The sequence below is a fragment of the Streptomyces sp. JNUCC 63 genome (assembly GCF_054366325.1).
The window spans coordinates 3435586-3448046 of the sequence record NZ_CM135963.1; the positions used below are offsets into that span (position 1 = coordinate 3435586).

Sequence of the window (12461 nt, forward strand, 5' to 3'; positions counted from 1 at the left end):
CTTCCCATCACACTGCGGCAAGCGCCCGATCACAACGGACCACCGTTAGGGGGCCAGAGGGTCAGGGGGCCAGAGGGTCAGGGGGCCAGAGGGTCAGGGGGCCAGAGGGTCAGGGGGCCAGAGGGTCAGGGGGCCAGAGGGTCAGGGGGCGCGACCGGGGCGACGGGGGCGTGCGTCCGCGTCAGTGCGCCGGTTTGAGCGGCAGCAGGGCGCTGATGCGGAAGCCTCCACCGGGGCGCGGGCCCGCGTCCAGGGTGCCGCCGACCATGCCGACGCGTTCGCGCATGCCGATCAGGCCGTGGCCCCGGCCGTCGGCGCCGCCCTCCTCGTACAGCTCGTGCGGGGCGCCCTTGCCGTCGTCCTCGACGAGCAGACCGAGACCGTCGTCGAAGTAGACCAGGCGCACGCTCGCGCCCGCGTTCGGCCCGCCGTGCTTGCGGGTGTTGGTCAGGGCCTCCTGCACGATCCGGTACGCGGTGAGCTCGACCCCGCTGGGCAGCGGGCGCGGGGTGCCCTCGATCCTGAAGTCGACGGGCAGTCCGGAGGCCTGGCACTGCTCGACCAGCTCCTTGATCTGGTCGACGTCGGGCTGTGGCACGTACTCACCGCTCTCCTGGTGCTCCCCGGTGCGCAGCACGCCCAGCAGGCGGCGCATCTCGGCGAGGGCCTGGCGGCCGGTGGAGGAGATGGTCTCCAGGGCCTTCTTCGCCTGGTCGGGCGCGGCGTCGAGGACGTAGGCGGCGCCGTCGGCCTGCACCACCATCACCGACACGTTGTGCGCGACCACGTCGTGCAGCTCGCGCGCGATCCGGGCGCGCTCGGCGGCGACCGCGACCTTGGCCTGCGCCTCGCGCTCCTTCTCCAGGCGGGCGGCGCGCTCCTCCAGCTGCGCCAAGTAGGCGCGGCGGGTGCGCATGGAGTCGCCGAGCACCCAGGCGAGGGCGAACGGCACCGTCATGAAGACCGCTACGGCGACGTTGCCCAGGGCACTCGTGCCGTGCTGCGGCCAGCGGATCTGCGCGAGGGTCGCCGCGCACAGCCCGCCGGCCAGGGCGAACCGGGAGGCCCAGCGGGCGCCGTCCGCGGCGACGGTGTAGATGATCACCAGCATGGCGAAGTCGGCGCCCGAGGTCTGGACGTCCAGGACCAGCTGTGCCACGCCCGTGGCCGCCGCCAGCAACAGCATCTTCTCGGGCATCCGGCGGCGCAGTGCGACGACCGCGCACAGCACGACGGAGACGGCCAGGGCCGCGCCGAGTGATCCGTGGTGGTCCGGCGCCCTATGGATGCTCAATACGCTCACGCCGGAAATTCCGAGCAGGAAGAGGGCCCAGAAGCCGTCGACCCACATCGGGTGCCTGCGGAGAAAGTCATAGAGGCGCTGCACGTAACCCAGAGTAGGCAAGCGGGATGGGTGCAGGAGTCAACCGGAGGACCGATCCGCACCCGGCGCTCGTACTCCCCAAGGTGGAGGCCGTGATCACCTGTGCGCCTAGTCTGGCGGGGTGGCGGACAACACAGAGGGCTGCACCGCGGACACCGAGGCGGACGGCTCGGCGGAGGAGTGGCGCGGCTGGCGGGTGGCGGCCGAGGAGGCTCTGTACGGGCCGGGCGGCTTCTACCGGCGGCCGGAGGGGCCGGCCGGGCACTTCCGTACGTCCGTGCACGCCTCGCCGCTGTTCGCGCGGGCCGTGGCGCGGTTGCTGTGCCTGGTCGACGAGGCGCTGGGCCGCCCGGCGGCACTGGACTTCGTGGACATGGCGGCCGGGCGGGGCGAGCTGGCCGCCGGGGCGCTCGCCGCGCTGCCCACGGACGTGGCCGCACGCACGCGCGTGTACGCCGTCGAGATCGCCGGCCGGCCCGACGGTCTCGACGACCGGATCGAGTGGCTGCCCGAACCCCCACGAGGAATCACGGGGCTGCTGTTCGCCAACGAGTGGCTGGACAACGTGCCGGTGGAGGTCGCGGAGGTGGATTCCGCGGGCGTACCCCGGCGCGTTCTCGTACGGAGGGACGGCACCGAGCGGCTCGGGGAGCCGGTGCCGGAGGCGGAGGCCCGGTGGCTGGCGCGGTGGTGGCCGCTGCCGCCCGAGCAGGGGCTGCGCGCGGAGATCGGGCTGCCCCGGGACACCGCCTGGGCCGCCGCGGTCGCCCGCGTGGGGCGGGGCCTGGCGGTCGCCGTGGACTACGCGCACACGGCGGACACCCGGCCGCCCTTCGGCACGCTCACCGGCTTCCGGGAGGGCCGGGAGACGGCGCCGGTACCGGACGGCTCGTGCGATATCACGGCGCACGTGGCGCTGGACGCGTGCGCCGCGTACGCGCCCCCGGGCGCCCGTCTGTTCACCCAACGCGACGCCCTGCGCGCCCTGGGCATCGCCAGCGCACGCCCCCCGCTGTCGCTCGCCTCCACGCGCCCCGAAGAGTACGTACGTGCTCTGGCGCGCGCCGGGGAGGCCGCCGAGCTCACCGCGGCCGGCGGGCTCGGTGACTTCGGCTGGCTGGTGCAGCCGGTCGGTGTCCTGGAGCTGCCGGCCCTATTTGTCGATGTCCCCGACCACGAAGAACATTGAGCCCAGGATCGCCACCATGTCCGCCACCAGCGTGCCCGGCAGCAGCTCGGTGAGCGCCTGGATGTTGTTGTACGAGGCCGAGCGCAGCTTCAGCCGGTACGGGGTCTTCTCGCCCTTGCTGACCAGGTAGTAGCCGTTGATGCCGAGCGGGTTCTCGGTCCACGCGTACGTGTGCCCCTCGGGCGCCTTCAGGACCTTCGGCAGCCGCTGGTTGATCGGGCCGGGCTCCAGCTCGGCCAGCCGGTCCAGGCAGGCGTCGGCGAGGTCGAGCGCGTTGTGGGTCTGCTCCAGCAGACACTCGAAGCGGGCCAGGCAGTCGCCCTCCTGCCGGGTGACGACCTTCAGGACGTCCCGCAGCTCCCCGTAGGCGAGGTACGGCTCGTCGCGGCGCAGGTCGAAGTCGACGCCCGAGGCGCGCGCGATCGGGCCGCTCACGCCGTAGGCGTGCACGGCCTGCGGCGAGAGGACGCCCACGCCCCGCGTGCGCCCCCGGAAGATCTCGTTGCCCAGCACCAGGTCGTCGAAGACGTCCATGCGCGAGCGCACGGCGGCGACCGCGGCACGCGCGCGCGTGGCCCACCCGGCCGGCAGGTCCTCCTTCAGGCCGCCGACCCGGTTGAACATGTAGTGCATCCGGCCGCCGGAGACCTCCTCCATGACGTTCTGCAGGACCTCGCGCTCCCGGAACGCGTAGAAGACCGGCGTGATGCCGCCCAGCTCCAGCGGGTAGGAGCCGAGGAACATCAGGTGGTTGAGCACCCGGTTGAGCTCCGCGAGCAGCGTGCGCGTCCACACCGCGCGCGCGGGGACCTCCATGCCCAGCATCCGCTCCACGGCCAGGACCACGCCCAGCTCGTTCGAGAAGGCCGACAGCCAGTCATGGCGGTTGGCCAGCATGATGATCTGACGGTAGTCACGCGCCTCGAACAGCTTCTCCGCGCCGCGGTGCATATAGCCGATCACCGGCTCCGCGCGCGTGATGCGCTCGCCGTCCAGCACCAGCTTCAGCCGCAGCACTCCGTGCGTGGACGGGTGCTGGGGTCCGATGTTGAGCACCATGTCGGTGCTCTCCGCGGCGCCGCCGATCCCGACCGTGGTCTCCGTGGTAGGAGTCATGGACACAGTCTCCCCTACGTACGCTTGCCCCATGGAAACGGGGAGTGTGGACGAGCGGCGGGCGGCCGGCAATGAGCCGATATGGATCCCGCTGCCGCGCGGCCTGCTGCGGATGCGGCGACTGCTGCTGGTGGTGTGGCTGGGTCTGTTCGCCCTGGCCGCGGGGCTGCTGCCGGGACTGCTGGCCGGTCCCGCCTGGTCGGCGTTCGCGTTGCTGCCGCTGGCGCTGATGGCGTGGGGCTGGGTGCTGCTCGGCCGCAACTGGCGCTCCTGGCGGTACGCCGAGCGCGCCGACGACCTGCTGATCAGCCGGGGCGTGCTGTGGCGCGAGGAGACCGTCGTGCCGTACGGGCGGATGCAGCTGGTCGAGGTCACCTCCGGGCCGGTCGAGCGGCACTTCGGGCTGGCCACCGTGCAGCTGCACACGGCCGCCGCCGCGACCGACGCGACCATCCCCGGCCTCGACCCGGCCGAGGCGGAACGGCTGCGCGACCGGCTCACCGAGCTCGGCGAGGTCCGATCGGCGGGGCTGTGACGGCGGCGGGGGGCGAGGAGGCCGTACGCGACGAGCGGCCCGTGACCGGGCGGCGGCTGCATCCCGTGACCCCGCTCAGGCGGGCGTGGGCGCCGGTCGCCGTGCTCGCGGGCTGGGCCGCGCACGACCCCAACCAGGCGCAGCGGCAGCTCACCCGGCTGACCACGACCACCCTGCTGATCGGGCTCGCGGTGCTCGTGCCCGCGGCCGCCCTCTACGGCTTCCTGTCCTGGTGGTTCACCCGCTACGCGGTGACCGACACCGAACTGCGCATCCGTACCGGGCTGTTGTTCCGCCGTACCGCGCACATCCGGCTGGAGCGGATCCAGGCCGTCGACGTCACCCGGCCGCTGCTCGCGCGGGTCGCGGGCGTGGCCAAGCTCAAGCTCGACGTCGTAGGGACGGACAAGAAGGACGAACTGGCCTTCCTCGGCGAGGAGGAGGCCCGGGCGCTGCGCGCCGAACTGCTGGCGCGGGCGGCCGGGTTCGCGCCCGAGTCGGCGCACGAGGTCGGTGAGGCACCCGCGCGGGAGCTCGTGCGCGTACCCGCGCGCGTGATCGCCGTCTCACTGCTGCTGACCGGCGCGACCTGGGGCTCGCTGGTCGCCGCCGTCGTCGTACCGCCGCTGCTGTGGCTGGCCACCCACAGCCTGTGGACGGTGCTGGCCGCCGCGGTGCCGTTGTTCGGTGGGGCCGTGACCGGCAGCGCGGGCCGCTTCGTCTCCTCCTACGACTGGACGGTGAGCGAGTCGCCCGACGGGCTGCGGATCGACCGGGGACTGCTGGACCGCATCCACGAGACGGTGCCGCCGGGGCGGGTGCAGACCGTACGGATCGTGGAGCCGCTGCTGTGGCGATGGCGCGGCTGGGTCCGGGTGGAGCTGGACGTGGCCGGGTCGTCCGACTCCATGCTGCTGCCGGTCGCCCCGCGCGAGGTCGCCGAGTCGGTCATCGCGCGGGTGCTGCCGGGGGCGACGGTGCCGCCGCCGGCCTCGCCGGCACGTCCGCCGCGGCGCGCCCGGTGGTGCCTGCCGGTGTGGTGGCGCGGACACGGAGTCGCCGTCACCGACGCGGTGTTCGCCACGCGGCACGGGCTCCTGTGCCGCCGGCTCGCGCTGGTGCCCCACGCCAAGGTGCAGAGCGTACGGCTGTCCCAGGGCCCGTGGGAGCGCGCACGGCGCGTCGCCGACCTCCACGTGGACACCGGCGCCGACAAGACCGTGACGGCCCGCCTGCGAGACGCCGGGGAGGCGGCGGAACTCCTGCGGTCCCAGGCGGAGAGGTCCCGCACAGGACGCCTGACCGCGCGACCGGACCGCTGGATGGCCTGAGCGCGGTCAGGCCGCCGCGCCGCCGACAAGCGCCGGGCCTGACGCGAAGGCGCGGAGCGTACCGCTGTCCCAGGAGCCGTGGGAGCACGTGTGGCGCGTCGCCGACGTTCTCGTGGGTGGGGAAGGTCGCACACGGGGCCGCCGCGCCGCGACCGGACCGGTTGTCGGTCCGAGCGCGGCCCGGCGGGTGTCAGGAGGCCGCGGTGCGCAGGCCCTGTACGTCGATCGGTTCTGTCTCGTCGTGGGCCGTCAGGTCGATGATCTGGCCCACGGCCGGCTTGTACTGGGACTCGGCCTCCGCCTTGTGGAGGGCGAGGGCCTCCTGGCCGACCACGTCGGCGAGGTCCTCGTTCTGGACGGCGTCCAGGTCGGTGGACGACGAACCCTTCTTCGTGCCGAAGAAGTCGAACCCGCCCTCGACCACCGGGCGCCGCGTGGGCGCGGCCGGTACGACGGCCACCGCGGTCGGCACGGTGAAGTGCCCGGAGGGCCGCTGCGGCGCGGACTTGGCCGGCCGCGCCGGTTCGGCCGGATCGGTCGCGGGGGCCGGTGCGGCCTCTCCGGCCGACGCGGTCGGCTCCACCGGCTCCGTCGGCTCCACCGGCTCTACCGGCTCTACCGGCTCTACCGGCTCTACCGGCTCTACCGGCTCTACCGGCTCGATCGAGTCGGTCGCCGCGGTCGGCTCGGTCGTGGTGGCGGCCGCGTGCTCGTGCGCGTCGGCCGCCTCGGGCTGCCCCTCCGGTTCGTCCTCCCGCGCGGGGGCGGCGTCGGCACTGCCGTCGGCCTCCGACGAGGCGTCAGGCTCCTTGGCGGCGGCCGCGTTCGTCTCCTCGCCGTCCGTGTCGAACCGCGACAGCGCCGCCCGGGCCCGCAGGAACAGCTTGGAGCCCTCCGGGGAGAACACGGCGGGGGCCTCGGCCTCCGGCTTCTCCTCCGTGGCGGCCTCGGTGTCGGAAGCGGCCGTGTCCAGGGCGTCCGCGACATCCACGACATCCACGGCGTCCGCGACATCCACGGCGTCCGCGGAATCCACGTCGGCCGTCGGCGCGGCGGGCAGCGCAGGGACGTCGAAGTCGGCCTCTATCTCCAGCAGGCGGCGGCCCTCCAGCGCGCTCGCGCGCTCGGTCTCCGCCGTGGCGTACCGCCGCAGCAGTGCCGCGTGCTCGTTGCGCAGCCCCGCCAGCTCCGCACGCTTGGCCCGCAGCTTCTGCTCGAGCCGGACACGCAGCTCGCGCGACTCCTCGAGATCCGTCTCGAGTTCGGCGACGCGTTCCTCGAAGCGCCACTCGTCGCTCGCACGCGCGCGCGTGAGATCGGCGACCTGCCGGCCGGCCTGCGCGTCCCAGCGACGCATGACGACCGCGCCCAGGGCCGCCGTCGCCGCGGCGGCCGCGGCGAGCGACCGCAGCACGGTCGCGTCCGTGAACGCCCAGGGGCCCAGGGCGCAGACGAGCGAGACCCCGGCGATCACCGAAGGAGGCAGCAGTCTGTGCAAGGGAGGGGAATGGCGGTGACGTCCACGTGGCATGGCCAGAAACTTACCGCGCGTAGACGAGCCGTGGCAGGCCGCCCGGCAAAAAGGCAGCCATACCGAAACCTTCATGCGGCAACGGGAGTTCCGGCCGCCTTTGCCTTCGCTTCAGCAAGATCGTTTCAGTGGTCGCTCAGGCAGCTGCTCATCCATTGCAGCGTCGCCGGGATCTCACGCCTCCAGGTGTTGAAGTTGTGGCCCCCGCTGTCGAGGATGATCGACGAGATCCGTGTCCTGTTCGTCGCCCTCACCTCGTCTATGAACCTGAGCGTGGCCCTGTAGTTGTTCTCGCCGACCTTGCTGCTGGTGACGAGCAGCGACGTGTCGGGAGCGGGCAGGTGCTTGATGCTCCACCGCAGGTCGGCACGGTTCCGCAGATGCTGCTTCCCCTGGAAGAGATCGCCCGTGGTCGGATCGATCGGCGCCTTGTAGTACGGGGACAGGCCCGCGCCCGCGGCGTACACCTCGGGATGGTGCATGGCGAGTTTCAGCGCGCAGTAACCACCCGTGGAGTTGCCGACGATTCCCCAGCTGCCCGGCTTCTTCCCGACCCGGTAGTGGGCGAGGACGGCGTCCGGCAGGTCCTTGGCGAAGAACGTCTCGGTCTGCGGGCCGCCCGGGATGTCCACGCACTCCGTGTCACGCGGCGGCGCCACCGTCGGCCGCAGCATCACCAGGATCATCGGCTGCATCCGCCCGTCCTTGGCGAGCTCCTGCGCCGTGCGCGGGTAGTGCAGCTTGTTGATCAGCGCCTGGGTGGTGCCCGGGTAGCCGGTGAGGACCACGGCCGCGGGGAAGGTGCGCGTGCGGTACTGCGGCTGGAAGTACTCCGGCGGCAGGTATATGAACGCGGGCGTGGCGATGCGGGTCCTACGGCCCACGATGTCGACCTTCTGGATCTGGCCCACGAGCTGCGGCCGCTCGCCGTTGCCCAACGGCATCTGCTGGGTGCCGATCACCTGCAGTGGGCCGCCGCCGCGCGCCGAATCGTTCACGACCACACCCTGGCCGTTCTCCTGTCCGAACAGGTCCGCCCAGCTGGCGTAGAAGCCGAAGGCCTGGTTGGCGGCGAGTCCGACGCACGTGAACAGTGCCAGCTGGGTGGCCAGCAGCAGGCCGACGCGTCCGCCGACCGCACGCCAGGTGCGGCGGGCCAGACGTGGCCAGAGCCACACCGTGCCGACGAACAGCAGGACGGCGAACAGAATCGCCAGTGCCAACACCTTGTTGCTCGTGAGACCCATGGGCTCTTACCTGCCTGCACTTCCCGCCCGGGCCCGCCACCGCTTCCTCGCGAGAGCTTGCCCCGGCCTTTCCCTGGCCTTTGACCGGACTTTCCGGCGGGGAGTGAACCTGACTCCCCTGGACACCGTCCTAGAGGGCGCAATGTCGCCGGATGCCCGGGATCGGCACCGGATTCAAGGTCTCTCGCAGAACTACGGGATGCGATGTCTGTCAGGATAGATGGGGAAATGTCGGACGGGGTTCCGAGCCGATCAAGCCGGGTGCGGCGCATACTCCGCGGCCCGCGCCCCGAAGCCGTCCCCGCTCTGGTCGGCAGGGCCTGCGCGGTCGTCGGCCTCCTGGACATTGCCGCGGGTGTCTTCCCGCGCTTCAGGCACAGCCGTATGCACGCCATGGCCGAGGTGCTGCCGGGCTCGTTCGGCCCGTTCGCCGCGGCCCTCTCGCTCAGCGTGGGCGTGCTGTTGCTGCTGCTCGCGCACGGCCTGAAGCGGCGCAAGCGGCGGGCCTGGCGCGCGGCCGTGGTGCTGCTGCCGGCCGGCGCGGCGGCGGAGTTCGTCTACCGGCACTCCGTGGTCGGGGTGATCATCTCGCTCGCGCTGCTCGCGCCGCTGCTGATCCACCGCCGTGAGTTCGTCGCGCTGCCGGACCCGCGCAGCCGCTGGCGGGCGCTGGCCAACTTCGTCCTGATGAGCGCCGGCTCGCTGGGCCTTGGCATGATCATCGTCACCGCGCACGGGCACCGGATGGTCGGCGACCCCAGCGTGGCGGACCGGCTGACCCACGTCGTCTACGGCCTGTTCGGCTTCGAGGGCCCGGTGGACTACCAGGGCAGCACCTCCTGGACCGTCGCCTTCTCCCTCGGTGCCCTCGGCTGGCTCACCGCGGTCACCACCGTCTACCTGGCCTTCCGCCCCGAGCACCCGGCCGCGCGCCTGACCGAGGAGGACGAGAGCAGGCTGCGCGCCCTGCTGGCCAAGCACGGCGTCCGGGACTCCCTCGGCCACTTCGCGCTGCGCCGGGACAAGGCGGTCGTGTTCTCCCCCAGCGGCAAGGCGGCGGTGACGTACCGCGTCGTCTCCGGCGTGATGCTGGCCAGCGGCGACCCGATCGGCGACGTCGAGGCCTGGCCGGGGGCCATCGAGCGGTTCATGGACGAGGCCAGGGCCCACTCCTGGACGCCCGCCGTCATGGGCTGCTCCGAGACCGGCGGCGAGGTGTGGACCCGGGAGACCGGTCTGGACGCCCTGGAACTGGGCGACGAGGCGGTGGTCGACGTCGCGGATTTCTCGCTCGCCGGACGCGCGATGCGCAATGTCCGTCAGATGGTCAAGCGCATCGAGCGGGCCGGCTACGAAACCCGGGTGCGGCGCATCCGTGACCTCGGCGAGACCGAGCTGGAGCGGATCCGGCGGGCGGCGGAGGACTGGCGCGGTACCGACACCGAGCGCGGCTTCTCCATGGCACTCGGCCGCATCGGCGACCCCTCCGACGGCGACTGCCTGATCGCCACCGCGCACAAGCGGGACGACGAGCCGGGCGAGTACGGCGACCTGAAGGCGATCCTGCACTTCGTGCCCTGGGGCGAGGACGGCGCGTCCCTGGACCTGATGCGGCGCGACCGCTCGGCCGACCCCGGCATGAACGAACTGCTGATCGTCGCGGCGCTCCAGGCCGCCCCGAAGTTCGGCGTCACCCGTGTCTCGCTGAACTTCGCGATGTTCCGCTCGGCGCTGGCGCGCGGCGAGAAGATCGGCGCGGGGCCTGTGCTGCGGGCCTGGCGCGGGCTGCTGGTGTTCCTCTCGCGCTGGTTCCAGATCGAGTCGCTGTACAAGTTCAACGCCAAGTTCCAGCCCCGCTGGGAGCCGCGGTTCGTCGTCTACCGCGCCTCCGCGGACCTGCCCCGCATCGGCTTCGCCGCCATGCAGGCCGAGGGCTTCGTCAACCTGGCCCTGCCCCTGCCGCGCTTCCTGCGCCGCCGCACCGCCACCGAGCGCCCCTGCGCCCACTCGGTCACGGAACGGGACGTACGCGCGGCATAGGGCCCTGCCCGGCGGGTGCCCCCCCGAACAGGCCCGGGCGGAAGCCCCCACCCCCTCCGGGGGCTTCCGCCCGGGCCACGCCTACCGCCGGCGGCCTTCAGCGGCCAGGGACCCCGCTCCTCCGCCACCAGGCCACGCCCCGACGGCGGACAGAACAGCCACAGCCCGGCGGGGCACCGTCCCTCACCGCCCCGGCCTCACCGCCCGGGCCACGCCCACTCACGGCGGCCGTCGAACGAACGAGACCATGCCCCTTCGCTCGGGGCCCTCACGCGGGCGCGGACGGAACAGCCGCAGCCCAGCGGGACCACGCCCGTTCCCGCCCCGACGCCACCGCTCGGCCCACGCCCCTCCCACGGCATCCGTCAAGCAGCCAAATGCCCCACTCCTCCGCAGCCAGGCCCATGCCCCGGCGGTGGGCAGGACAACGGCAGCCCGACGGGACGCCGTCGCTCGGGTCGTGGATGTTGTGGTCGGGTGCGGGGCCTACGCTGAAAGTATGAGCAATCACAGCGGGCGCGGCCGAGTGGCGGGCCTTCCGGTATGGGACCGGTGCGCGGTCATGGGGGTCGTGAACGTGACCCCCGACTCCTTCTCCGACGGCGGCCGCTGGTTCGACACGACCACCGCCGTCAAGCACGGCCTGGACCTCGTCGCCCAGGGCGCGGACCTGATCGACGTGGGCGGCGAGTCCACCCGCCCCGGCGCCACCCGCGTCGACGAGGCCGAGGAGCTGCGGCGCGTCATCCCCGTCGTCCGCGGCCTCGCCTCCGAGGGCGTCACGATCTCCGTGGACACCATGCGCGCCCGCGTCGCCGAGCAGGCGCTCGCGGCAGGCGCCGCACTTGTCAACGACGTCAGCGGCGGCCTCGCCGACCCCGCGATGATCCCGGTGGTCGCGGACACGGGCGCCCCGTTCGTCGTGATGCACTGGCGCGGCTTCCTGGAGGGCGGCAACGTCCGCGGGGTGTACGACGACGTCGTCACCGAAGTCGTCGACGAACTGCACGCGCGCGTGGAGGCCGTCCTGGAGGGCGGTGTCGCCGCCGACCGCATCGTCGTCGACCCCGGCCTCGGCTTCTCCAAGGAGACCGGGCACGACCTGGCGCTCCTGGCCCGCCTCGACCGTCTGCGGGACCTGGGACATCCGGTCCTCGTCGCCGCCTCCCGCAAGCGGTTCCTCGGCCGGGTGCTGGCCGGCCCCGACGGCGCGCCGCCGCCCGCACGCGAGCGCGACGCCGCCACCGCCGCCGTCTCCGCGCTCGCCGCGCACGCCGGTGCCTGGGCCGTACGCGTGCACGAGGTCCGCGCGACGGCGGACGCGGTACGGGTCGCCCGCGCCGTGGAGGAGGCGCGCACCACCGGCGGCCACACGCCGGGCACGAGTTCCCCCGAAGGAGCCCGGTGAGCGCTCCCCACACCGATGTCGAGCAGGTGGAGGCCGCCAACACCGCCTTCTACGAGGCGCTGGAACAGGGCGATTTCGAGGAGCTGTCCGCGCTCTGGCTCACGCCCTCCGACCTGGGCGTCGACGAGGAGTACCACGACCCGGCCGACACCGGCGTGATCTCCTGCGTGCACCCCGGCTGGCCCGTGCTCACCGGACGCGGCGAGGTCCTGCGCTCGTACGCGCTGATCATGGCCAACACCGACTACATCCAGTTCTTCCTCACCGACGTGCACGTCTCGGTCACCGGCGACACCGCCCTGGTGACCTGCACCGAGAACATCCTCAGCGGCGGCCCCGCCCCCGCGGACGGCGGCGAACTCGGCCCGCTGGTCGGACAGCTCGTCGTCGCCACCAACGTGTTCCGGCGCACATCCCTCGGCTGGAAGCTCTGGTCCCACCACGCCTCCCCGGTTCTGGCCGAAAGCAGCGAAGACGAAGACGAGGGAAACGCTGACGACGACGCATCCGCTTGAGTGGGTGGGTGCCTGATGCGTGGTCCCGGGACGTGGCCGGAATCACGGGCTTCGGAAAAGGGCCGGCCATCATCCCGTGAGCAGCCGGGTTCTCCAGGGAAAACACACGGTGAAGCCTCCCCGGACCCGGCTCGCCCGGCCGCCCCGCGGCCCGGCTTTGTCAGT

10 protein-coding genes are annotated in these 12461 nt (G+C 72.8%); 6 read left to right on the top strand and 4 right to left on the bottom strand.

Translation table 11 applies throughout. The features are described from left to right. Positions 1 to 181: 181 nt before the first annotated feature. A complete protein-coding gene (locus tag ACX25U_RS15645; protein ID WP_454392569.1) occupies positions 182 to 1387 on the bottom strand; it encodes a sensor histidine kinase in 1206 nt (401 codons plus the stop codon). Positions 1388 to 1505: 118 nt separating this feature from the next. Between ACX25U_RS15645 and ACX25U_RS15650 the strand changes: the two genes are divergently transcribed. Beyond that, positions 1506 to 2573, top strand: a complete 1068-nt coding sequence (locus ACX25U_RS15650; protein WP_454392571.1) for an SAM-dependent methyltransferase — start codon at positions 1506 to 1508, stop codon at positions 2571 to 2573. Here ACX25U_RS15650 and ACX25U_RS15655 read toward each other — a convergent pair. Beyond that, complete coding sequence (locus tag ACX25U_RS15655) at positions 2538 to 3689, bottom strand: NADH-quinone oxidoreductase subunit D (RefSeq protein ID WP_454392572.1); 1152 nt, start codon at positions 3687 to 3689, stop codon at positions 2538 to 2540. The genes ACX25U_RS15650 and ACX25U_RS15655 overlap by 36 nt on opposite strands. Before the next feature lie 31 nt (positions 3690 to 3720). Between ACX25U_RS15655 and ACX25U_RS15660 the strand changes: the two genes are divergently transcribed. Together ACX25U_RS15660 and ACX25U_RS15665 are read left to right on the top strand one after the other, a co-directional pair. After that, the gene (locus ACX25U_RS15660; RefSeq protein ID WP_454392574.1) at positions 3721 to 4224 is read left to right on the top strand and encodes a PH domain-containing protein; all 504 of its coding nucleotides are present in this window, start codon (positions 3721 to 3723) and stop codon (positions 4222 to 4224) included. Continuing rightward, positions 4221 to 5555 (top strand): PH domain-containing protein, encoded by a 1335-nt coding sequence (locus ACX25U_RS15665; RefSeq protein ID WP_454392576.1) that lies wholly within the window; start codon positions 4221 to 4223, stop codon positions 5553 to 5555. Before ACX25U_RS15660 ends, ACX25U_RS15665 begins: the two co-directional genes overlap by 4 nt. A gap of 190 nt (positions 5556 to 5745) precedes the next feature. Here the strand turns inward: ACX25U_RS15665 and ACX25U_RS15670 are convergent, their stop codons facing one another. Both ACX25U_RS15670 and ACX25U_RS15675 read right to left on the bottom strand, forming a co-directional pair. Further along, positions 5746 to 7086 (bottom strand): hypothetical protein, encoded by a 1341-nt coding sequence (locus ACX25U_RS15670; RefSeq protein WP_454392578.1) that lies wholly within the window; start codon positions 7084 to 7086, stop codon positions 5746 to 5748. Between the two features lie 125 nt (positions 7087 to 7211). Further along, positions 7212 to 8333 (bottom strand): alpha/beta hydrolase, encoded by a 1122-nt coding sequence (locus ACX25U_RS15675; protein WP_454392580.1) that lies wholly within the window; start codon positions 8331 to 8333, stop codon positions 7212 to 7214. A gap of 228 nt (positions 8334 to 8561) precedes the next feature. Here ACX25U_RS15675 and ACX25U_RS15680 point away from each other — a divergent pair, with 228 nt between their 5' ends. The 3 genes from ACX25U_RS15680 to ACX25U_RS15690 all read left to right on the top strand — a co-directional run bounded on the left by ACX25U_RS15680 (position 8562) and on the right by ACX25U_RS15690 (position 12296). Next, entirely contained in the window at positions 8562 to 10373 is a 1812-nt protein-coding gene (locus tag ACX25U_RS15680; RefSeq protein WP_454392582.1) for a phosphatidylglycerol lysyltransferase domain-containing protein, read from the top strand. 499 nt (positions 10374 to 10872) lie between these two features. Next, on the top strand, positions 10873 to 11781 hold the full coding sequence (gene folP / locus ACX25U_RS15685; RefSeq protein ID WP_454392584.1) for a dihydropteroate synthase: 909 nt from the start codon (positions 10873 to 10875) through the stop codon (positions 11779 to 11781). Continuing rightward, entirely contained in the window at positions 11778 to 12296 is a 519-nt protein-coding gene (locus tag ACX25U_RS15690; protein ID WP_454392586.1) for a nuclear transport factor 2 family protein, read from the top strand. The genes folP and ACX25U_RS15690 overlap by 4 nt, the downstream gene beginning before the upstream one ends. Positions 12297 to 12461: the final 165 nt, after the last annotated feature.

What these genes read in the sequence shown, in the direction of transcription:
- ACX25U_RS15680 (WP_454392582.1), top strand. Translation starts at nt 8,562, where the DNA reads ATGTCGGACGGGGTTCCGAGCCGATCAAGCCGGGTGCGGCGCATACTC.
- folP (WP_454392584.1), top strand. Translation starts at nt 10,873, where the DNA reads ATGAGCAATCACAGCGGGCGCGGCCGAGTGGCGGGCCTTCCGGTATGG.
- ACX25U_RS15675 (WP_454392580.1), bottom strand. Translation starts at nt 8,333, where the DNA reads ATGGGTCTCACGAGCAACAAGGTGTTGGCACTGGCGATTCTGTTCGCC.
- ACX25U_RS15660 (WP_454392574.1), top strand. Translation starts at nt 3,721, where the DNA reads ATGGAAACGGGGAGTGTGGACGAGCGGCGGGCGGCCGGCAATGAGCCG.
- ACX25U_RS15670 (WP_454392578.1), bottom strand. Translation starts at nt 7,086, where the DNA reads ATGCCACGTGGACGTCACCGCCATTCCCCTCCCTTGCACAGACTGCTG.
- ACX25U_RS15655 (WP_454392572.1), bottom strand. Translation starts at nt 3,689, where the DNA reads ATGACTCCTACCACGGAGACCACGGTCGGGATCGGCGGCGCCGCGGAG.